The sequence below is a fragment of the Hyphococcus aureus genome, assembly GCF_042643165.1.
GTDB classification, from domain to species: Bacteria; Pseudomonadota; Alphaproteobacteria; order Caulobacterales; family Parvularculaceae; genus Hyphococcus; species Hyphococcus aureus.
The window spans coordinates 1,306,300-1,325,215 of record NZ_JBHRSH010000002.1 but is presented as its reverse complement, the minus strand read 5'-3'; the positions used below and the strand labels follow the sequence as shown (position 1 = coordinate 1,325,215).

Annotated in this window: 21 protein-coding genes; 5 read left to right on the top strand and 16 right to left on the bottom strand. The window is 59.7% G+C overall.

The window, feature by feature from the left end; translation table 11 throughout:
• Nucleotides 1-61: 61 nt before the first annotated feature.
• Nucleotides 62-1,294: a Na+/H+ antiporter NhaA gene (gene nhaA / locus ACFOOP_RS19270; protein WP_379882800.1), complete on the bottom strand. Its 1,233-nt coding sequence runs from the start codon at nucleotides 1,292-1,294 to the stop codon at nucleotides 62-64.
• The gene (locus tag ACFOOP_RS19265) at nucleotides 1,291-1,647 is read right to left on the bottom strand and encodes a hypothetical protein (protein WP_379882799.1); all 357 of its coding nucleotides are present in this window, start codon (nucleotides 1,645-1,647) and stop codon (nucleotides 1,291-1,293) included. The genes nhaA and ACFOOP_RS19265 overlap by 4 nt, the downstream gene beginning before the upstream one ends.
• A 116-nt stretch (nucleotides 1,648-1,763) precedes the next feature.
• Between ACFOOP_RS19265 and ACFOOP_RS19260 the strand changes: the two genes are divergently transcribed.
• Nucleotides 1,764-2,690, top strand: coding sequence for a hydrogen peroxide-inducible genes activator (locus ACFOOP_RS19260; RefSeq protein WP_379882798.1), 927 nt, complete (start codon nucleotides 1,764-1,766; stop codon nucleotides 2,688-2,690).
• A gap of 285 nt (nucleotides 2,691-2,975) precedes the next feature.
• Here ACFOOP_RS19260 and ACFOOP_RS19255 read toward each other — a convergent pair whose 3' ends face one another.
• From ACFOOP_RS19255 to ACFOOP_RS19240, 4 genes are all read right to left on the bottom strand, one after another.
• The gene (locus ACFOOP_RS19255) at nucleotides 2,976-3,365 is read right to left on the bottom strand and encodes a VOC family protein (protein ID WP_379882797.1); all 390 of its coding nucleotides are present in this window, start codon (nucleotides 3,363-3,365) and stop codon (nucleotides 2,976-2,978) included.
• A 70-nt stretch (nucleotides 3,366-3,435) separates the two neighbouring features.
• Entirely contained in the window at nucleotides 3,436-3,915 is a 480-nt protein-coding gene (locus ACFOOP_RS19250; protein WP_379882796.1) for a YHS domain-containing (seleno)protein, read from the bottom strand.
• 150 nt (nucleotides 3,916-4,065) lie between these two features.
• On the bottom strand, nucleotides 4,066-4,992 hold the full coding sequence (locus ACFOOP_RS19245; protein WP_379882795.1) for an AraC family transcriptional regulator: 927 nt from the start codon (nucleotides 4,990-4,992) through the stop codon (nucleotides 4,066-4,068).
• Nucleotides 4,993-5,181: 189 nt separating this feature from the next.
• A complete protein-coding gene (locus ACFOOP_RS19240; RefSeq protein WP_379882794.1) occupies nucleotides 5,182-6,207 on the bottom strand; it encodes a DUF6607 family protein in 1,026 nt (341 codons plus the stop codon).
• A 248-nt stretch (nucleotides 6,208-6,455) separates the two neighbouring features.
• On the opposite strand from ACFOOP_RS19240, the gene ACFOOP_RS19235 reads away from it, so the two are divergent.
• From ACFOOP_RS19235 to ACFOOP_RS19225, 3 genes are all read left to right on the top strand, one after another.
• Nucleotides 6,456-8,642, top strand: coding sequence for a TonB-dependent receptor domain-containing protein (locus ACFOOP_RS19235; RefSeq protein ID WP_379882793.1), 2,187 nt, complete (start codon nucleotides 6,456-6,458; stop codon nucleotides 8,640-8,642).
• A gap of 132 nt (nucleotides 8,643-8,774) precedes the next feature.
• Nucleotides 8,775-8,966, top strand: coding sequence for a hypothetical protein (locus ACFOOP_RS19230; RefSeq protein ID WP_379882792.1), 192 nt, complete (start codon nucleotides 8,775-8,777; stop codon nucleotides 8,964-8,966).
• Nucleotides 8,963-9,463, top strand: coding sequence for a hypothetical protein (locus ACFOOP_RS19225; protein ID WP_379882791.1), 501 nt, complete (start codon nucleotides 8,963-8,965; stop codon nucleotides 9,461-9,463). The genes ACFOOP_RS19230 and ACFOOP_RS19225 overlap by 4 nt, the downstream gene beginning before the upstream one ends.
• A 23-nt stretch (nucleotides 9,464-9,486) precedes the next feature.
• On the opposite strand, the gene ACFOOP_RS19220 is transcribed toward ACFOOP_RS19225, so the two are convergent.
• Together ACFOOP_RS19220 and ACFOOP_RS19215 are read right to left on the bottom strand one after the other, a co-directional pair.
• Complete coding sequence (locus ACFOOP_RS19220) at nucleotides 9,487-10,269, bottom strand: SDR family oxidoreductase (RefSeq protein WP_379882790.1); 783 nt, start codon at nucleotides 10,267-10,269, stop codon at nucleotides 9,487-9,489.
• Nucleotides 10,269-10,583, bottom strand: a complete 315-nt coding sequence (locus ACFOOP_RS19215) for a nuclear transport factor 2 family protein (RefSeq protein ID WP_379882789.1) — start codon at nucleotides 10,581-10,583, stop codon at nucleotides 10,269-10,271. Before ACFOOP_RS19215 ends, ACFOOP_RS19220 begins: the two co-directional genes overlap by 1 nt.
• 103 nt (nucleotides 10,584-10,686) lie before the next feature.
• On the opposite strand from ACFOOP_RS19215, the gene ACFOOP_RS19210 reads away from it, so the two are divergent.
• The gene (locus ACFOOP_RS19210) at nucleotides 10,687-11,037 is read left to right on the top strand and encodes a winged helix-turn-helix transcriptional regulator (RefSeq protein WP_379882788.1); all 351 of its coding nucleotides are present in this window, start codon (nucleotides 10,687-10,689) and stop codon (nucleotides 11,035-11,037) included.
• 119 nt (nucleotides 11,038-11,156) lie between these two features.
• On the opposite strand, the gene ACFOOP_RS19205 is transcribed toward ACFOOP_RS19210, so the two are convergent.
• From ACFOOP_RS19205 to ACFOOP_RS19170, 8 genes are all read right to left on the bottom strand, one after another.
• A complete protein-coding gene (locus tag ACFOOP_RS19205) occupies nucleotides 11,157-13,250 on the bottom strand; it encodes a transglycosylase domain-containing protein (protein ID WP_379882787.1) in 2,094 nt (697 codons plus the stop codon).
• A gap of 208 nt (nucleotides 13,251-13,458) precedes the next feature.
• On the bottom strand, nucleotides 13,459-14,172 hold the full coding sequence (locus tag ACFOOP_RS19200; RefSeq protein ID WP_379882786.1) for a hypothetical protein: 714 nt from the start codon (nucleotides 14,170-14,172) through the stop codon (nucleotides 13,459-13,461).
• The gene (locus ACFOOP_RS19195) at nucleotides 14,169-14,933 is read right to left on the bottom strand and encodes a hypothetical protein (RefSeq protein ID WP_379882784.1); all 765 of its coding nucleotides are present in this window, start codon (nucleotides 14,931-14,933) and stop codon (nucleotides 14,169-14,171) included. Before ACFOOP_RS19195 ends, ACFOOP_RS19200 begins: the two co-directional genes overlap by 4 nt.
• A gap of 3 nt (nucleotides 14,934-14,936) precedes the next feature.
• The gene (locus tag ACFOOP_RS19190; protein ID WP_379882783.1) at nucleotides 14,937-16,019 is read right to left on the bottom strand and encodes an SMP-30/gluconolactonase/LRE family protein; all 1,083 of its coding nucleotides are present in this window, start codon (nucleotides 16,017-16,019) and stop codon (nucleotides 14,937-14,939) included.
• 106 nt (nucleotides 16,020-16,125) lie between these two features.
• A complete protein-coding gene (locus tag ACFOOP_RS19185; protein WP_379882782.1) occupies nucleotides 16,126-16,608 on the bottom strand; it encodes a hypothetical protein in 483 nt (160 codons plus the stop codon).
• Nucleotides 16,609-16,621: 13 nt separating this feature from the next.
• Entirely contained in the window at nucleotides 16,622-17,371 is a 750-nt protein-coding gene (locus ACFOOP_RS19180; RefSeq protein ID WP_379882781.1) for a hypothetical protein, read from the bottom strand.
• A complete protein-coding gene (locus tag ACFOOP_RS19175; protein ID WP_379882780.1) occupies nucleotides 17,368-18,150 on the bottom strand; it encodes a hypothetical protein in 783 nt (260 codons plus the stop codon). The genes ACFOOP_RS19180 and ACFOOP_RS19175 overlap by 4 nt, the downstream gene beginning before the upstream one ends.
• Nucleotides 18,147-18,914, bottom strand: coding sequence for a hypothetical protein (locus tag ACFOOP_RS19170; RefSeq protein ID WP_379882778.1), 768 nt, complete (start codon nucleotides 18,912-18,914; stop codon nucleotides 18,147-18,149). The genes ACFOOP_RS19175 and ACFOOP_RS19170 overlap by 4 nt, the downstream gene beginning before the upstream one ends.
• Nucleotides 18,915-18,916 lie beyond the last annotated feature (2 nt).

Below are 18,916 nucleotides of genomic sequence, written 5' to 3'. Positions count from 1 at the left end.
CCCGCCCCGGCGCTGTGACGGGGCGCACAGGACGCGGGCGAAATGGGGCGGAAAGCGTCTATCATGTGGCTGTTGAGAGCCTAAATCCGCGGCTCGGATTTTTTTTCGCGCGAACCGCTTTTGCGGCCGAGGCGCGCTGGCCGGCGAGAAAGATCAGCGCGCATCCGGCGAGCCCCGAGGCAAGCGATCCGGCGAGAACGCCAAGCCGCACATTGTTAAGCATGGCGGCATCTGAGAAGGCGAGACCGCCGATGAAAAGGCTCATGGTGAAGCCGATACCGGTAAAAGCGGCGACGCCGGCCATATGCAGCCAGTTGGCGCCGTTGGGCAGTTTCGCCCAGCCCACTCGCACCACTGCGGCGGCGGCGGTCAGGACCCCCAGCGGCTTGCCGACGAACAGCCCCAGCGCAACGCCGAGCGTCACGGGCGAAACCATTGCGGAGGGGGACAAATTCGCAAGGGAAAGCCCCGCATTGGCGAATGCGAAGAGCGGCAGCACCAGAAAGATAACCCAGGGATGGAGGCCGTGCTCAAGCGTTTTGAGCGGTGACGGGTCGTTCTCGCGTTTGCCTTCCATTGGGATCATCAGCGCGGTGATGACTCCTGCAAGGGTGGCGTGAACGCCGGACTTCAGGACAAAGGCCCAGATCGCGGCGCCGATGAGAATATAAGGCGAGGCGCGCTTGACGCCAGCCAGGTTCAGAGCGGCGAGCAGGGCGACGCCGGCCGCCGCAAAGGCGAGCATCTCGACCGAAAGATCGGCAGTATAAAACAGCGCGATGATGGCGATGGCGCCGATATCGTCGATAATAGCGACGGCCAGCAGGAATATTTTCATGCTTGTCGGCGCGCCCATGCTGACCAGCGCGAGGAAGCCGAGCGCGAATGCTATATCTGTGGCTGCTGGAATCGCCCAGCCGCGCAAAGATGACGGCTCGGCCCAGTTTAAGGCGGCATAGATCAACGCCGGAACAGCCATTCCGCCAATGGCGGCGAAGATCGGCAAGGCGGCCTTGTCCCAGGAAGACAGCTCGCCGCGCAGAATTTCACGTTTGAGTTCAAGCCCAACCAGAAAAAAGAAAACGGCCATCAACCCGTCATTGATCCACAACAATAGCGGCTTTTCGATAGCGAAGGCGCCGATCTTGATCGCGGCAGGCGTCAGCAGGAACAGATCGTAAAAATCGCCCCATACGCCGTTGCTCGCCAATAAAGCTAGCGCCGCCGCCACGATCAAAATCAGGCCGACCAAAGCATCGCCACGAAAGAGCTGAGTGAAATTCCGGATTGTCATGAGGTGTTTTCCGTGTGTGTTGTGTCGAGCAATCGCGTCCGGGGAGCGTCCTTCCAGCTTGTAATTGAATTAAGTCTGCGGCGTAGATCGCACTCAAACGGTTCGCGTGCGTCAGCGTCAACGTGAAAAATGAAGCGGCAAAGAATGCGCCGCGCGCCGAACACATCGTAGAAAGCCGGGGTCATCTCCGCGAGTTCAAAAGGTCCCCAGTCGGTCTGATCTTCAATCGCCCGTCTGAGCGCGGCGCAATCTTCGTTCCATAAAGCCAGAAGGTCGAGTATGCGATGTTCATCTTGACCAAGGCGGCTGTCAGCGGGCGGTCTTGCGGGAGACGAGGCGACGTAATCAAGCATGGTATTCATCCTGTGATGGCTTCGGGAAGAACGTGGTTTTCGCCAGCCTATTGAAAAGGCCATCAATAACTATATTTCGATAGAAAGTTCCTATCTATTAATCCGGAGACTCCGCCATGATCACCCTGAAACAGATGCAGTGCCTGCTTACGGTTGAGGAGACAGCCCATTTTCGCCGCGCCGCTGAACGGCTCGGCATGACGCAACCTTCGCTGAGCGTTCAGGTTCAAAATCTTGAGGCCGAGTTGGGCTTGCGTCTTGCGGAACGCAGCCGGTCAGGCGTCGTCCTAACCCCTGCGGGGCGGGAGGTGGCGGAGCGCGCGCGGCGTCTCATGAATGAAGTCCAGGGTATCGCCGATTTTGCAGCGGGCGCCCAGCACGGCCTTGTAGGAGTATTGCGTCTCGGCTCCAAGCCGACGCTTGGCCCCTATCTTTTGCCTCATGTAGTGGCGGCGCTGCATCGTTCGCACAAAAAACTTCGCCTCTATGTGCGCGAAAGCGAACCGCGCTTCCTCGAAGACGAACTCGGACGCGGCGTTCATGACATGGTGCTGACGCAACTTCCTGCTGCGAGCAAGGAGCATGTGGCTGAAAAGCTTTTCGATGAGCCGCTCTATCTCGCATTGGCGCGCGATCATCCATTAGCGAAAGAAAAAATTGTTTCAGTGTCGGCGCTTCGCGGCCTCGATATTCTAAGTTTAAGCCCCGGCTATCACCTCTACGACCAGATTTCTTCTCTATGCGATACTTTCGGCGCAAGGCTGGTGCGCGATTATGAGGGCACCAGTCTTGACGCCCTGCGTGTGATGGTTGGGATGGGCATGGGCGCCGCTTTTTTGCCAGCGCTTTACGTTCATTCAGAGCTGACGGCGCGCAGTGAAGTGGTTGTCAGAAAACTGAAAGGACGCACCGTCACCCGCAGCGTGGGTCTCATCTGGCGGAAAAGCGCCGGCCGGGCCGACTCCTATCGCACAATCGCCGGCGTGATCCGTGACGTTGTTGCGCGCAGGTTCAAGGATCTTTCCATTTCATCGCCGCAATAACATTCGATTTCGATAGGAAAAAACGATCATAAAATCCAGTTTTGATCGCTTGTTGTTCGAAGGGCGCGTCAGCATATGAAGCGCGCAACAACGAGATTATCGAGAAAGGAGACACCCTAATGTATCGCGCGGCGGCCACGAGCGTCATCGCCCTTGTCCTCACCGGATATTTCAGCGCCATCGCTGCGTTTCTCTGATCCTGCGACCTTCGTCACTCCTAGCAGAGAAACGCTCTTTGCGGCTCCGCCATAGCCCTCTGGCGGAGCCGCTTTTTTACGTTTGAAATCAGGATGCAAAGCCGTTGAAGATCGCTTCCAATTTGTTGCCGTAAGGGTCACGGACAAAGGCGGTGTAGACATCGGCTTTGGGATAGCCAGGCCGCGGACCGGGCGCGCCGGCGCAGGCGCCGCCATTCCTGGTTGCGAAAGCGTGAAACGCATCGACGGCGGTTTTGCCGGGCGCTGAGAACGCAATGTGGATGCCATTGCCGGCGCCGGCGTCTTTTCCGTTTTCGGGTTTCATGATGAGAAACGCGGGCGCCGCTGCGCCATAGGCGGCGAAACCCTCCGTCTGGGCGAGGTTTTTCAGGCCCAGCGTTTCCATGAGGCCGTCGTAAAATCGCGCAGCCTCCTCAATCGCCGGCACGCCGACGCTCAAATGATCGATGATGGTCATGATGTTTGTCTCCGGTGTTGCGGCGCGCCTTCATGGGAGAAAAGGCGCGCCGCGTTCAGAAAGAGGGGGGTTAAAGGTCGCGCGCGGAGGCGTGCTGGATCTTCGCCCAGTTCTTTTCCGCCTTCGCAATCACGCCGTCTTTGTCTTTCTGATACATCCGGAAGATGTCTTCGTTGAGGAAGACATAAAGCTTGCCGTTATGGACGTCCGCATATTGCGGATCGCCGTCAAACTTCTTCGCCACCGACACGCCGAAGGTGCAGAACCCGCCATTTTGCGGCAGGTATTTCTGCGGCGCGCGCTTGAACGCATTCATGTTGTCGCGCGTCGCGAAGTAATAGGCGACGCCGTCATGAACGGCGGTGAAGGCGGCTGTTCCCTCGATGCGGTTGCCGATATCGATGAAAGCGACCGGGTCGGCGCCGTGTAGGCCGAGCGGCGCGCCCGCGGCGGTAAGGCCCGGCGCCGTGTTGTTTTCGTCCGCAGCGAAGGCCGGGCTGACGATATTGGCGGCGGCCAGCATCAGAAGCGGGATGAGTTTCGTATTCATGAGTTTCTCCGTTGATCTTTGGGCGGATCGTTTCTTTCGGTCCGCGTTTCGTTGTTGAACGAAACCCATCTGCGGCGTCCGGGCGTTTGGATCAATATTCCCGGCGGAGATCTGGATTTTCCGCAAAGTCTTCGGGACGATCTGCAATATTTATGCATGTTGGCGGCGATATTGCGACGGGGAGGCGCCGAATTTCGCGGTGAAGGCGCGGGTGAAGGCGGCCGGCGAAAGGTAACCGGTTTGCGCCGCCGCCTGTTGCACGCTGCATTGCGCATTATCGAGAAGGGCAAGCGCTTTTTGCAAACGCCATTCGCTTAAGTAAGCGAGAGGACTCATGCCGATCATCTCGCGGAATTTTTCTGCAAAGCGGCTGCGCGACATGCCGGCCTCGCCCGCAAGGCTTTCGACAGTCCAGACGTCCTGAGGCCGCTGATGCATCAGCGTCAGGGTGCGGCCGATCTGTTTGTCGGAGAGGGCAGACAGCACCGGCGCCATTTGCGGCGCGGCGGTCGCGCCCACGCGGACCATTTCGACGAACGCCGCTTCGGAAAGCCGCGTCACGGCGGCGCCCGCGCCGGGCCCGGCCTCAAAAATGCGGCGCGTCAACAGCCGGAGGGTTTCATCGAGCCATGGCTCGCGCGCTCGCATCGACGCCGACAACAAAAGATGATCGGGCAGGGCGCGCAACAAGGGGTGATCTGCGCCGTCGCGAAAGGTGAAGTGACCGCAGATCATCTGCGTCGCCGCCTCATCCTCGCCGCCGCCGGCGACCAGAACGCCGCCGCCATCGTAGCCGGCGTCCGCCAGCACGGTTTCAAGGGGCGGTGCGGTTTCGATCGGCTCGCCGGATAGTATGTGACTGCGCCCCGCCGGCACTAGAATGAGATCGCCCGGGCCGAGCGTCACCGCCGGTCCGCTCTTCACCCTGACGCAAAGCCGGCCCTCCACAACGAGGTGAAATCGCGCCGCGCTTTTCAGTTCCGGAACGGTCACGCCCCAGGGCGCAGTGAAGTTCGTGCGGAAATAAAGCGCGCCTTTCAGCGCCAGCGTCGCCAGAATATCGTCGAGCACATCCATGGCGCTTCGCTAGCCGCGAAACCCTATGCGCTCCACTCACAAGCGCGCCAGCGCGCGCGAATGTGAAAGGGATGTAGATCATAAACCATCGCCCGCCGGGCCGCACACTGCGGGGTGCGACCCAAGCGGGCGATGGTCCGGCGCGGCATTTCGGGAAGAACACCGCCGCGCCTGTCTCCGAAGGTTGATTTAGTCGGCGGAGGCGAGCCTTGCCTGCAGGCCGGCGGGGCTGGTGGTGACGAAGGATGCGATAATGTCGCGCGCTTCATCCGCCGCGGCTTCGCTGGTTTTTTCTCCGTCTTCGACGGCTGCGGCAAGATCGAGGATCGGCATATAGACCGCCTCCGGCTCGCCCTGAACCGTCAGGCCAAAGCTCGGATTTTCGGCTTCGATGCGGGTCCACTCGGCGCGCACAGCGGCCCAGTAGTCTTCGGTCGCCGTCCAGTAATCATCGCCAATGGCGATCTCGAAATCGTCGAATTTCTTATAGGTGTTGACGCCGATTTCACGCACGAGGGCGTGCGGTTCGCCGCCTTTGAGGACCAGCTTTGTGTTGTCCTGTTCGTGCACCCAGCCGTCGGGGGTGATCGCATGACGGTTGATGGCGTCAACGGCCTGATAGTCGTCACGCTTGGTGGCGTCGCGGCGGGGCAGGGGGCGCCATTCGCGCGGCGGCGTCCATGCGGAAACGCCGTCTTCATGTTCCCATGCGCCAACCGCGCCATAACGCGGCGCATCGTCAACCTGATACACCACCTGAGACCATTTGCCTTTGACATCGGCTTTGCTGAGGTCGCGCGTTTCCCAGGTGTTGGCGCCGGTAAAGACCAGCACGCTTTCCGGTTCATAGCGCCAGTCCTGACGCCAGTGCTTCACGGGAAATTTGTCGTCGCCGCCGACAACGAGAATATGCTGCAGGCTTATGAAATCGCCGTCATCGGCGATGATACGCACGATCTCATTGCCGCCGGACAGTTTGCGGTCTTTCAGCTCATAGCCTTTTTCAAAGGCGACGGTTTCGATGAAATCGAAGGTGACATGATAATTCCCCGCCATGGCGAGGATGGCTTTTCTGTCGGCTTCGAAATCGGCGTTGCGATGGCTTGATGTTGCGCCCGGCGTTGTGCTCTGCGCTGTGGATGTGGCGCAGCCGCCGAGCCCTACGCCAAGCGCGGCGGCGGCGAGCCCGATGGCGGCGATGAATCTGATCTTCATGGTCTGATCTTCCCTCTGGTGATGACAACTAGCTGGTCCGGTGTTCGGTCGGCGGAAGCGAGGGCGGCTCCCCAGGCTGCGCCTGAGCTGCTTTCCTTTCCTCTCTCCCCTTGACGCGGCCGCGCCGGATCAATTTCTCCATTTCTTCTCATAATGCGAATGATTCTAAGTTGCAATCGCATTTGATGTCGCTTAGAAAATCGCAATTGAGAGTCATTCGCAACAGATAAGCAGGAGTTACGGGGATCATGGGCGGCAATCGAGACAGAAACTGGCGGGGCGCGACGCAATGGCGCGGGTCTGTATTGAAGGGGGCCGCGGCGACAGCAGCGCTGCTTGCCGGGGGGATACCCGGCGGCGCGTTGGCGGATATGGCCGCGACAGACCTCGATGAAGTCACGGTCTATGCGACGCGCAATCCGATCGAGGCGTTCGACTATGCCGGTCAGGTCTCGGTCATCCCTAAAGACTTGATCGATGATTTCAATCCGTCGACGCTCGCCGATATTTTTGACGCCGTGCCGGGCGCCGCGATTGGCGGCGGGCCTCGCCGGTCGGGCATGACGCCGGATGTGCGCGGCCTGTCGGGGGAGGGCGTGCTGATCCTGTTTGACGGCGCGCGTCAAAGCTATCTGTCCGGTCATGACGGCCGCTTCTTTGTGGACCCCGAACTTGTCAGCGCGGTTGAGGTGGTGCGGGGGCCCACTTCCGCGCTTTACGGCTCCGGCGCGCTTGGCGGGGTGATCGCTGTACGGACGATCACCGCGGAAGACTTCCTCGATGAGGGAGAGCGCGCCGGAGTCAAAGTCTCCTCCGGTTATCAGAGCGTCAATGACGAATGGCGCGTCGGCGCCACCGGCGTCTGGCGCAGCGAGGATAACCGGGTAGATGTGGTCGGCAATTTCACGCTTCGCAATTCCAGCGACATAGAGCTGGGCAGCGGCCTGACGCTTGAAGCCGACGATGAAATCCTGTCCTCGCTGTTGAAAACCACTTTCCGCCCCAGTGACGAATGGACATTGTCGGCGTCATGGATGCGCTATGGCGGAAACAGCATCGATCCCAACAACCCGCAAGGCAATAACCCGGCCGGTCCCGGCAATGAAAATGTCGATCGCGACATCGATTCGAACACGCTTCAGGGAACCGTGAACTTTAACCCCGCGACCAAGCTTATTGACGCCAATCTGGTCGGCTATTTCACCAAGAATTCGGTGACGGAAGACGAACTGGACACGACGCGCGTCGTCAGCCGCGACGTTGAAACTTTCGGCCTTTCCTTCGACAACCGCTCGCGTTTTGAATCGGGCCCCGCCGCCCTGACCTTTACCTATGGCGGTGAGTTTTATCAGGATGAGCAAGTCGGCCGCGACAACATGACGGCCGACATGACGCGCGGCGGGGTGCCGGACGCGAAGGCGAAATTCTACGGTGCCTTTGCGCAGGCTGAATTGTCGCTTGAAGGTCCGGTCGGCGTGTTCACGCTCGTTCCCGGCGTTCGCTGGGACCGGTTTGAAAATGACGCCGTCGGCGAAGCCTCCACAAAAGACGAGGCGGTCTCGCCGAAAGTCGGCGCCACCTGGAAACCGGTTCCCGAGCTGTTATTGTTCGGCAATTGGTCAGAAGCGTTCCGCGCGCCGTCCTTCAACGAAATTTACGCCGACAATATTCACTTCCAGATTCCAAACTTTTCCGTGCCGGGACCGCTCGGGCCTTTCGGTCCGCCAGCCTTCGTCACGAACTTCTTCATTCCCAATGCTGACCTTGTGCCGGAGGAGTCGGAAACCTGGGAAGTCGGCGCCGGCGTCGATTTTGAGAATGTTCTCTTTGACGGCGACAGTTTCACAGCCAAGGGCTCCTATTATCAGTCCGACGTCACCAACCTCATCGATCTTGAGGTGAATATTCCCTTCACCTGTTTCCTGACGCCCGATCAGTTGTTCCCGGGCGCGCCGGTCTGCGGCTCCGGGGAGGCGTTCGGCAATTATTCGCGCAATGTGAATGTCACCAACGCTGAACTCGACGGGGTCGAGCTTGAAGCGCAATATGACAGCCGCTTCGCCTGGCTGCGCGGCAATTTCTCGACCATCGACGGGCGCGATGTGGACAGCGGCGATTATGTGGGCATCCTCAGTCCCCGGACGATCTTCCTTGATGGCGGCGTGAAGTTCTTCGGCGGCGATTTCCGTCTTGGCGCGCGTGTTTCCATCGCGTCGGATTTCGACAAGGTGAATGACCCGACCAATGCGCGGGACGGCTACACGGTCGGCGATGTTTACGCCGTATGGCAGCCAATGGAGGGACCCATGAAGGGCCTGCGCATCGATCTCGGCGCCGACAATGTCACGGACGCGGATTATGCGGTCGTTGCGGCGGGCGTCAGCCAGCCGGGCCGCAACTTCAAGGCCGCCATCAGCTGGCGTCAGGGATTTTAGGAAAGGATTTCCTCCCCCATTTATGGGGGAGGTGGTCCGAAGGACCGGAGGGGGCTTTACCGTTACACCCCCTCCGTCTGCTTCGCAGACACCTCCCCCGCGAGCGGGGGAGGAGAAAAGAGGAGAGAAGCCATGATCCGCAGTCACGCCGAAGAACGAAGCCTGATCTCCTGGCTGATGATGCAGGAGCGGGTGTTGCGATTATGGATAGAAGAGGCGCTTGCCGATGCGCCGTCGGATACGCGGTTCGTCGCCGAACTCGAAAGTCATCATGACTGGCTCGAACAACAAATTGCACGCATTGAAAAAAGGAGCGCCGCATGAAAACTGCAAGCGCCATATCATTCGCAGCGCCCTTTTCGCTTGCGGTTTTTATCGCCGGCCTTGGCGGGCTGATCTGGCTATATCTCAATGGCGCAGCGATTGATCCCGACGCGGGGCGCGAGGCGATGATCGCCGCCATCTGGAATCATGTGGGCTGGGGCGCAGTGACCGCGCCTGTCCTACTTGTTTACATTGGCTGGCGGTTATTTGCGGGAAGCTCAGCCAGTGCGACGATTGCCGACAAGGTGAGCATCGCGGTGCTGGCGGCGCTCGCGGCGGCGGTGGTGTTTTTAGTCGTGACGGGGCCCATCACCGTCTGGACTTATGGAACCGGACTGAAAGTTTTCGACTGGTTTTCAATTCCGTCGCCCACGGGCAAGGCGCCGGCGCTGCATTCCCTCGTTGAACAGGCGCATGTCTTTGTCGCGCATTGTATTCCGTGGCTGATCGCGGCGGAGGCCCTTTTGTTCGCGGCGTCGCGGGTCGGCAAGAGATAATGCGCAGCAGCTTGCACGGAGCGTCATGCGACCGGCACGACGCCGCCGTCGATGACGTGTTCGCTGCCGGTGATCGAACCGGCGCGCGCTGAGCAGAGGAAGCCGATGAGTTCGGCGACCTCGCGCGGTAGGGCAGGTCGGCCCAGGGGAATGCCGCCCAACGATTGCATGATAATGTCTTTGCCGCCATCGCGGTCTGTTCCCGCTTCGGCGGCCAGGCGATCGGCGAGCGCCAGCGCCGCCTCCGTTTCGATCCAGCCTGGCGACACGCGGACCACACGCACGCCTTTGGGACTGACTTCTTTGGACAGACTCTTGGAATAAGTAGAGAGGGCGGCCTTCGCCGCCGCATAAGCGGTCGTCGATTCCGGCAGAGGCATTTGGCGTTGTATCGACGTGACGTGCGCAATGACGCCTGCGCCTTGGCCGATCATTCCGGGCAGGAAACGCCGGTCGAGCCGCACCGCCGCCATCAGGTTTAGGGAAAGCTCCCGCTCCCAATCGGCGTCCGACAGCGCGGCGAAACCGCCGGCCGGCGCCGACGATCCGCCAAGAACATGGACCAGAATATCCAGACCGCCAAAGTGGTCCCGGACGGTAGCGAAAATAGCGTCGCAACCTTCCGGCGTCATTGCATCCGCTGCGACAAAGACGGCATCCGCCGGAGGATCTTCGGGCAGGCGCCGCGCAGTGGCGATGACCCGCGCGCCTTGTTCAGCAAAGAAGGCGGCTGTGGCCGCGCCGGCGCCGCGCGTGCCGCCCGTGACCAGAACCCTTTTTCCGGCAAGGTCGAGATCGAGCGCCATCACGCGATCTCCAACCGGGAGATCAGATCTCCGGCGAGATCAAAGCGGTAATCGAGCTGCGCCGGACTGCCTTTGAAGTCACCGGTGATGCGGCACGTCACGGTCGCCTGATTTCCGTGGTGCGTTGCCGACAGGATATCCTGTCGATAATTGATCTTGGCGACATCTTCTCGCCATTTCACAATTTCCGCCCGTCCCCGGCGGGTTTGCTGCTCGTCCACAGCGACGCCTTTTTCGATGAAGCATTCAGCGATTTCGGTTGGGGTCTTGGCGGCGAGATAGCGCACAACGGGAAGAGGAAGCGTGTCGGTCATGACATATGTCTCCGTTTTGAATAGTGATGGGAGCCATATGCGGCTTGACTGAAAACACGGCAAGAACGCACAATAAAGTTAGGCACTTACCCGAAAGTAAGCCATGGACGGTCAGGCGGAAAAACCTCAAGAATATACGCGCGAAACCGCGACGGAAGGCGTTGAAACCGCGCTCAGAATGATCGACGGACGCTGGAAACTGATCATTCTCTTTCATCTTTTTGGAGGGCAAATCCTGCGTTTCTCGGAATTGGAGAGAGCGATTCCGGAAGTTTCGCAGAAGATGCTGATCCAGCAGCTACGCCAGATGGAGGTGGATGGAATGGTCAAGCGAACGATCTATCCGGAGGTGCCGCCAAAGGTGGAATATAGCCTGACTGAATGGGGCCAGGCGCTATGCCCGGCATTGGACGCGCTGCTGACATGGGTCGGTAATCGTCCTTCATCGGAGTGACGAAAAGCGCCAGCGCTGCATTCCTTTGTTGAACAGGCGCATGTTTTTGTCGCGCGCTCTATTCCGTGGCTGGTTGGCGCCGAGGCCCTGTTGTTCGGGTTTGCGAAACTGAGGAAAGCCTAGCGCCGGTAACGCCGTTCATTGCCGTCGCGGCGCACGCGATTGAGGCCGCGGGAGACCTCGGCGTAAAAATCAAGCAACACCGGTTCGGCGGCGTAGGAGACGGCAGGATAAGCGCCGTCAAGCGACAGCACCGGCAGGCCCTGATGCGCGGAGAGCATGAACTCTTTCCAGATCGAGGCGGGGATGTTCCCGCCCGTCACTTTATCCATCGGCGTATAGGCGTCATTGCCGACCCAGACGCCGGCGATGATCTGCGGCGTGTAGCCGACGAACCACGCGTCGCGCCAGTCATTGGTGGTGCCGGTCTTGCCCGCTGCGGGGCGGCGCCCGAGCGCAGCGCGGCGGCCCGTGCCGTTCAGCATCACCTGATAGAGCAGATGATTCATTTTCTTTGACACATCCGCCGTCATGACCCGTTTGGGCGCATCGCCGGGATGTTCGTAGAGGATGACGCCTTCGCGCGTTTCAATCGATTCGATGGTGTAGGGTTCAGGTTCAAGCCCGCCGCGCGCGAAGGGAATATAGGCGCCCACAAGTTCTTCAAGCGTGACATCGACCGCGCCGAGCGCGATGGAGCGGTGCGGCGCAATCTCGGATTTGATGCCGAGGCGTTTGGCGGCCTCGACCACCTTGCCGCGGCCGATGCGTTCGGTCACTTGCACGGCGATGGTGTTGATCGACTTCGCGACCGCTTCGGTCAGGCGCACGCGGCCCGCATAACCGGGCGTGTAATTGGTCGGCTTCCAGCCGGCGATGTCGATGGGCTGGTCGATGAAACTGGAATTCGGCGTCAGGCCGGATTCCATCGCCGCCACATAGACGAAAGGCTTGAACGCCGACCCCGGCTGGCGCTTGGACTGCACAGCGCGGTTGAACTGGCTTTCCTTGTAGTCACGCCCGCCGACCATGGCGCGAAGGGCGCCCGATTGATCATAGGCGACGAGCGCGGCCTGATCGGCGCCTTTCAATCGCGCCTCGACGGTCATCGCCGTCTTCACCGCCGCTTCGGCGTCGCGTTGCAGTTTCTGGTCGATGGTGGTTCTGACAATGACGTCGCCGGTGGCGTCCGGCGCAATCGCTTTCGCCTGTGACGCCACATAGTCGAAGAAATAACCAAGCCCAGAATCGATATTCTGTTTGGTGATGACAGGCGGGTGGAGGCGCGCGTCGCGCACCGCGAACGGATCGACGGCGCCGATTTCAAGCAGATTGTCGAGCACTTCATTGGCGCGGCGCTGGGCGCCCGCCGGATTTTGCGTCGGCGCATAGGTCGACGGCGCTTTCGGCAGACCGGCGAGCATCGCCGCCTCCGCAAGCGTGACGTCGCGGGACGACTTGCCGAAATAGGTTTGCGCGGCGGATTCGACGCCATAGGCGCCGGCGCCGAGATAGATGCGGTTCAGATAAAGCGAAAGGATTTCGTCTTTCGAGTAGTGGCCTTCAATCCACAACGCGAGCAACGCTTCGCGCGCCTTGCGCTCATAGGTTTGGCGCGGCGACAGGAAAAGATTTTTTGCAAGCTGCTGTGTAATCGTCGAACCGCCTTCGACGACACCGCCGGCTTTGAGATTGGCGAGGGCCGCGCGCATGGTGCCGCGCAGATCGACGCCGCCATGATCGTAAAAGCGGCGGTCCTCGGTCGACAGGATTGCGTTGATCAGATGTTCGGGCAGTTCCGCCGGGTCCACATGTTCGCCATAGCGGGCGCCGCGCGCAGCGATCTCCTCGCCATTGCGGTCAAGAACGATGATCGCCGCCTGGCGGTTGACGTTCCACAGATCGGCGCTGTCCGGCACTTGCGGCGCCAGATAGATGAAGGCGAGACCGAGCGCGAAGGCCGCGCCCAGGAAACCGACGGAGACGACGGAAAGCGCAACCGAACCCCAGAGATTGCGCCAGGCTTTGCCGTCGCCCGGCGCTTTGGGATATTTCGATTTCTCCGGAAAGGGCTCTTTCACGGGCGGCTTTGGCGAGAAGCCGAATAACTTCAGGAAGTCGTTGTGAAACCCGGCCGCGCCGCGTTTCAAATCGGCCCATAGATTGGCGGCCACGGCGGAAAGCCCGCTTTTGTCATGTTGCCGTTTCGCCATGCCCGTTCCGCCGTCAACTATACCGGCGCCCCGATGCGCCATCCGCCCCACGCTGGTTGCAAGTCTTATACTGGCCCATTCGGGCCTGTTGCAAACGAAGCTTCCATGTCAGCCAAACCGGGCGGAAAAAGGGCGCAAATACGGGCGCAAGGCGGGCGTTTCAGGGGCGTTGATGACAAATCCGCAAGACGTCATGGGATGAAACGACTCAGCGCCGGGACAGAAGCTGCGCCAGAACGACAAGCAGCGCAACGCCGCCCATGATGGCAGCGGTGCGGGCGCGGCGGCGGCCGCGCAAGGCGATTTCCGGCGCTGAAAGCGATGGCGCCGCCCAGTCCGGAACCGATTGAGCGGCGACGAGGAGAAACCCTGAGTCGCCATCGACCATGCCGAGATCGGCAATCGTCAGCCCGGCGCGCGCAGCGATCTCGCTGGCGAGCCTTCCGAAAAAGGGCGGAACCCATTCGCGGTCAGCGCCGAGGAATATCCGCTCACCGTCGCGTTTGACGATTGCGTAGGCTTGCTGTCCCGTGGTGACGCCGATGCTGGCGAAGGATTCGTGCCGCGTCTCGATGCGTTCAATATCGGCGAGCGCAATCGTCACCCTGTCGCGCGGCTGATCGATAAAACCGCGCCGCCGCGGCAACAATGCTGTCAGCGTGCCTCCTTCAAGATGGGCGTAAAGCCGCCAGCGCGAGAACGCCTCCTTGGCGACGAGAAAAGTGAGGGCGATGATCACCAGCGCGACAAACAGAAGAAACAGACCCAGAAAAAGCCCGGCGACGAAGCCGCCGACCGTAGCGATCAGCATGAACAGCGCGAGAACGCCCATGAAGACAGCGGTGAGGGTGACGAAAAGTTTCTCCCCCAAAGACGCGCGAAATGTGAGAGGCGCGGCGCGGTTGATGTCGGCGTCCGTCATCGCCCTGCGCGCTGTTCATTCACGGACTGTCGCAGGGCGGCCGCTTTTTTCATCCTGCCTTCGCCGATCAGTTCCGCCACACGCATGCTCGATATCCAGTATCGAAGCTCCGCCATCAGCGCCGCATCACTGCTGATCTTATCGACAAGTTCAGCCGCGCGGGCTTCGTCAACCGGCGAAGGGCAGGGGAGCAGCTGTTGTAGCTCCGAGCCATCAGAGGCGTAGCAGTTTTCCCAGATGTAGTTCTGAATGCGGAGCGGGATCACGCCGCGTATATGCTCACGATAGGGCGGACGTTCAGTCACCGTCGCAGAGGCGGAGAACATGTAATAGTCGCCCAGCGCGTTGCGAAAAGCAGGATCGGATACCAATCCCAGCTCGCCGGCGCTTTTTAATTCATCAAAAGTTGCTTGTGACGGGATAAGCTCGGCGACCTGGCTTGCCTGGAAATAGCCGAGCAGCAATTCCCATTGTGTGTGGCCGTTCGCATCGCCGGTCTCCGCATAATCAAGACCTTGCGCGCCATAATCAGCGACCTGACCCCAGAAATTCAAGCGGTCATCGATTGCGGCGATGTCGACATCGAGATCCGCGCCGATGCGCGCGAGATAATCCTGCGCGCGAATTCGGTCGACGCGCGCGGCATTCCAGTTCGACACCTGAATACCGATGAAAACGCCGACAACGACAATGACGAAGTCGAGCGCAACGGCGGTCCAGTTCTGCGCCTTTACATGTTCGGAGATGCGGCGGAGGAGCATTAGTCACTCACGATCGATTTTGACAAGCGCGTCGCCAAGACCGCTGACATAAACAGGCCCGCCGTCAGGAGATAAAATGACTCCGGTTAACAGTCCCGGCATCGGCTCGAACATTTCAGGGCCGATCAGGTCGAGGATGCCTTCACCGTTCTCCGCACGCTGGCGCACTTGTGCGACAAGGGCCCTACTTGTCTCCGGCGACGGCTCAAAGAATGTTCGCATAGCGCCGGTTTCTGGATCGGCGATATAAACTGCATTCGCTGCTGGCGATGCAATCCACAAGGCGCCGCCCTCATCAAGCTCGATATTGTCCGGCGTTACAACCTCGACGAGCGTTTGACGGTTTGAAAGCGCGCCGGTCCCGGCGTCAACGTCAAAACTGAGAACGCGGTGCGCCATCAACTCTGCCACATAAAGCCGGTTGCGGGCGGCGTCGAAGGCAATTCCATTGGCGAACGCCATCCCGTCAATAACCCGCTCAGGCTGTATCTCGCCCGCGCTTATCTGTTCCGGTGCGATGCGAAAGACGGCGCCGTCCGTTAACGGCCGATCGGCTGCCGCGAACATTCGTGCTTCTGAGCCTTCACCCTCGGTGTTTGTGGTGGATTGTGTAAACCAGATCGCGCCGGACGGGTCACGAACGACGTTATTGACGCCGAAGGGATGATCGTAAATGCGTGTGACCGCTTCAGACGTGACGTTTACCCGGTAGATGTGTCCTGACGTGATATCAGCCACCAGTGCATGCGCGCCGTCCGGCTCCAATGAAATGCCATTCGGGCTGTTCCAATCGGGCGCCGGTTTCGACTTGAATCCGGCGGCGGCGAAATCGCCGAACGCGCGATGGGTCCCGTCCGGCGCGAGGACGACAAGCCCATGGTCCCAATCGCCGACAAGAACGCTCCCGTCAGACAGAACCACGCCGTCTTCGGCATGGGTCAACGTCCGGTCGGGTGGAAACAGGGTTGCATCGGTAAATGCGTATGGTGCGGCGACCGATGGAGCGGCCCCAGTTGCCGCGTTATCGCCATTACCGCATCCCAACGCCGCAAACGCGAAGACTAAGCTAAAAACAGTTCTATACATTGGCATTTCTCCCAAAATCTTTTCTGAGTTTAAATGCGAGCACGCGCGCGACCGTCATCCAGTTCTGCGCTTTGACGTGTTCGGTGACGCGGCGGAGGAGCATGGATCAGTCCTTGATTTCTACTCTGATAAGCCGGACCCACTGATCGTCGCTGAGATTGACGACAGAATGCGGCGCTTCGGGCTCTTTCCACATCGTGAGCGGGAAGGTCAGCGGCGTATCCAGCTCCCGCGTATCGAAGATCGTAGTTCCGTCTGCATCTTTGTCGATAAAATCGCCAGCTTGCTGGATGTAAAGCACGCTCGGCCAGCGATGAGAATGCAGGGGTTCGGTTTCGCCGGGCGCCATGGAAACTTCGAGCACCCGGACGGACTCGTTTTCGAGCAAAATTTTGTGATTGCCCGGCGCCGCAGCGACGGCGTCCAGTTCCGCCGGCCAGTCAGCGGGGTCGCCGGTCTTGTATCCGAGTTCGTTCTTCTGCTCCGCCTGAGCCACCTGAGCCGCTTGTTCCCCGGCTTGCGAGCAGGCGGCGGCGACGAGGATGCTGATTCCCAAAACGGCGGACTTCACGATCATTGCGTTGTTCATATCTGTCTTACTTTCAGGGTTGCTTGCGGTGATTTCCAAGTTGTTCAAGACGCGCCATCGCCTGTCCGGCGGACGCGTCATAGGTGTCGCGCAATCTCACGCCGTGTGCGCGCTGTTCATTGAGGATGTCGTAAAGAAACGCCGACAGGTTGCGGATGCGCGGGTCGTCCAACAGATCGCGATAGTCCTCACCGCCGCCGCCGCGCTTTTTTTGTTCCACACCGTCGAAGTCGACGACATTCCCCAAACGATATTCGGCTAGCAGAAATTCATCGACCCAGCGATGCTGGAACCGCGCCATGTCGGCTTCATATTCGCGGATCGCAGCAATCTGGTTGCTCTGATCGACAAGCGACCTTTGCAAGGCGATATCCTGCAAAACATCAATGCGGCCGGCGTTCTCCAGCGCCTGATAAGCGCCGCGGTGGACATTGAGAAACTGAAGTTCGTAAAGTCCGATGCGCATCAGGCCGTCAAAGTCTTCCGGCTTGACGTCTTCCTTTGCCGAATTAGCGAGAACTGAAAGCGCCTCCTGACGCTCCGCGATATGAGCAAGATGTTCGTCGAGAAGTCCAACGGAAATCGTAAAGTCGGATTGGAGTGTCTGCAGATAGCTCACTTCGGTCGCACGTTCGCGCCGCACGTCATTCCAGTTCGACACCTGAATACCGATGAACACGCCGACGACTACGATCAGGAAATCGAGCGCGATGGCGGTCCATTCCTGTTTGCGAAAATGCGCGATGACGCGGCGGAGGATCATGGCGCGGTCTCCGTGTTTGCGGGTCGGGCGCCATTTCTGGAGTAGGCTGACAAAAGCGCGGCATACGCATCGAGCTTGTCGGAGACCTGGCCGAGATAAGCCGTGTAAATATGCTGGGTGAGGGCCGCATTGGAAGCGTAGGCGATCATGACCGGTTGTCCGCAAACGCCTTCAGGGGTTTGCAGGCGAAACTGTTCGAGGCCGCTGAATTCGTTTCCCGGAAGAACTTTGAGCGCCTGATCGCCAGTGAGACTAAGCCCGGCGGCAGGATATATTTTCTGTTCGATGTCCTGTTTGATGCGGATGTAGCGTTGCCACTGGCGGTCCATGAAATTCATCTCGTCGGCGATTTTTCGAACACTGTCGCGGATCTCCGCCGCGTCGAGCGCGGACAAGTTTCCGGACTCAAGCGCTTCGCGCGCTGTCGCCAGCGAGAAGCGCGGCGGGGGGAAGTCGCCGACACGAAGAACAAGCTCCTTCATATTGTCATCCATACGAAGGCATGCGTCGGTCTCGTTAAGGCGCGCCGCCAGCTTCAAAGCATCGTTCAGAATAACGTGGTTATCGGCCTGGTATCCGGCCATGTCGGCGCGCGCATCTTCCGCCTCCGCGATCATTCGCTGCAACAGGTCTCCGGCTTGTGCGTCGGCGATCCGCGCGGCATTCCAGTTACTTACCTGAATACCGATGAAGACGCCCATGACGACAATGACGAAATCGAGCGCCACCGCCGTCCAGTTTTGAGTCTTTACGTGTTCGGTGATGCGGCGGAGGATCATGGGGCGTCCCCGATTTCTTCGGTAATCGCCGCGCTCGCAGCCTCGGCATAGCGAATCATGTCCGGATAGCCGGTGAGGGCGAAGATATTCTGGCCTAGCCAGAATTGCAGCTCCCTCGCCAGTTCCGGATCGGCGCGGATCTCTGCTAGCATGGCGTTGACATCAAGCGCCTTGAGGTCGTCGATGCAATTGCGGGTCAGTTCTTCAATGACGGAGCCAGGCATACGCATACACTCGGTCCATAGGAGTTCGGCGGCCTCGGGCGTCAGATAACTCCGTATACGCTCCCGGTAAGGGGGCGCAGAGCCATTTACCGTGTCCCACCCATTCAAGTACGAGTAGAACTCCTGCACCTTGGCTGAAACGGCTGGACTCGACGGAAAGCCGATGCGCTTGGCCTCCTGAAACTTTGTGTAGTCGTAAGGCGTTCCCCACACCTGCGAGGCGTGGAATAAATCGACAAGGAGCGCCTCACATTGGCGCGTGCAATCGCTATCTCCGTTGAGGAAGGCGAGCCCGCGTCGTCCACCTTCGACGACACCTCCAACATAACGCGATTGAAACTCCAGAACGCGGACGCTCTCGGCAATTTCATCACGAAGCTGAACCAGGAACTCTCGCTCAGTGTTGCGCTGAAGTCGCGCCTCGTTCCAGTTACCAAGCTGGATGCCCATAAAAACGCCCAAAACCACGATGAAAAAGTCGAGCGCGACCGCTGTCCAGTTCTGGGCCTTTACGTGTTCTATGACGCGGCGAAGTAGCATCG

Bases quoted from the DNA above. Each gene is read 5' to 3' on its own strand.
- ACFOOP_RS19175 (WP_379882780.1), bottom strand. From the start codon at position 18,150: ATGATCCTCCGCCGCATCACCGAACACGTAAAGACTCAAAACTGGACG.
- ACFOOP_RS19180 (WP_379882781.1), bottom strand. From the start codon at position 17,371: ATGATCCTCCGCCGCGTCATCGCGCATTTTCGCAAACAGGAATGGACC.
- ACFOOP_RS19190 (WP_379882783.1), bottom strand. From the start codon at position 16,019: ATGTATAGAACTGTTTTTAGCTTAGTCTTCGCGTTTGCGGCGTTGGGA.
- ACFOOP_RS19215 (WP_379882789.1), bottom strand. From the start codon at position 10,583: ATGACCGACACGCTTCCTCTTCCCGTTGTGCGCTATCTCGCCGCCAAG.
- ACFOOP_RS19265 (WP_379882799.1), bottom strand. From the start codon at position 1,647: ATGCTTGATTACGTCGCCTCGTCTCCCGCAAGACCGCCCGCTGACAGC.
- ACFOOP_RS19220 (WP_379882790.1), bottom strand. From the start codon at position 10,269: ATGGCGCTCGATCTCGACCTTGCCGGAAAAAGGGTTCTGGTCACGGGC.
- ACFOOP_RS19225 (WP_379882791.1), top strand. From the start codon at position 8,963: ATGAAAACTGCAAGCGCCATATCATTCGCAGCGCCCTTTTCGCTTGCG.
- ACFOOP_RS19170 (WP_379882778.1), bottom strand. From the start codon at position 18,914: ATGCTACTTCGCCGCGTCATAGAACACGTAAAGGCCCAGAACTGGACA.
- ACFOOP_RS19235 (WP_379882793.1), top strand. From the start codon at position 6,456: ATGGGCGGCAATCGAGACAGAAACTGGCGGGGCGCGACGCAATGGCGC.
- ACFOOP_RS19255 (WP_379882797.1), bottom strand. From the start codon at position 3,365: ATGACCATCATCGATCATTTGAGCGTCGGCGTGCCGGCGATTGAGGAG.
- nhaA (WP_379882800.1), bottom strand. From the start codon at position 1,294: ATGACAATCCGGAATTTCACTCAGCTCTTTCGTGGCGATGCTTTGGTC.
- ACFOOP_RS19195 (WP_379882784.1), bottom strand. From the start codon at position 14,933: ATGCTCCTCCGCCGCATCTCCGAACATGTAAAGGCGCAGAACTGGACC.
- ACFOOP_RS19240 (WP_379882794.1), bottom strand. From the start codon at position 6,207: ATGAAGATCAGATTCATCGCCGCCATCGGGCTCGCCGCCGCCGCGCTT.
- ACFOOP_RS19250 (WP_379882796.1), bottom strand. From the start codon at position 3,915: ATGAATACGAAACTCATCCCGCTTCTGATGCTGGCCGCCGCCAATATC.
- ACFOOP_RS19185 (WP_379882782.1), bottom strand. From the start codon at position 16,608: ATGAACAACGCAATGATCGTGAAGTCCGCCGTTTTGGGAATCAGCATC.
- ACFOOP_RS19230 (WP_379882792.1), top strand. From the start codon at position 8,775: ATGATCCGCAGTCACGCCGAAGAACGAAGCCTGATCTCCTGGCTGATG.
- ACFOOP_RS19260 (WP_379882798.1), top strand. From the start codon at position 1,764: ATGATCACCCTGAAACAGATGCAGTGCCTGCTTACGGTTGAGGAGACA.
- ACFOOP_RS19245 (WP_379882795.1), bottom strand. From the start codon at position 4,992: ATGGATGTGCTCGACGATATTCTGGCGACGCTGGCGCTGAAAGGCGCG.
- ACFOOP_RS19200 (WP_379882786.1), bottom strand. From the start codon at position 14,172: ATGACGGACGCCGACATCAACCGCGCCGCGCCTCTCACATTTCGCGCG.
- ACFOOP_RS19205 (WP_379882787.1), bottom strand. From the start codon at position 13,250: ATGGCGAAACGGCAACATGACAAAAGCGGGCTTTCCGCCGTGGCCGCC.
- ACFOOP_RS19210 (WP_379882788.1), top strand. From the start codon at position 10,687: ATGGACGGTCAGGCGGAAAAACCTCAAGAATATACGCGCGAAACCGCG.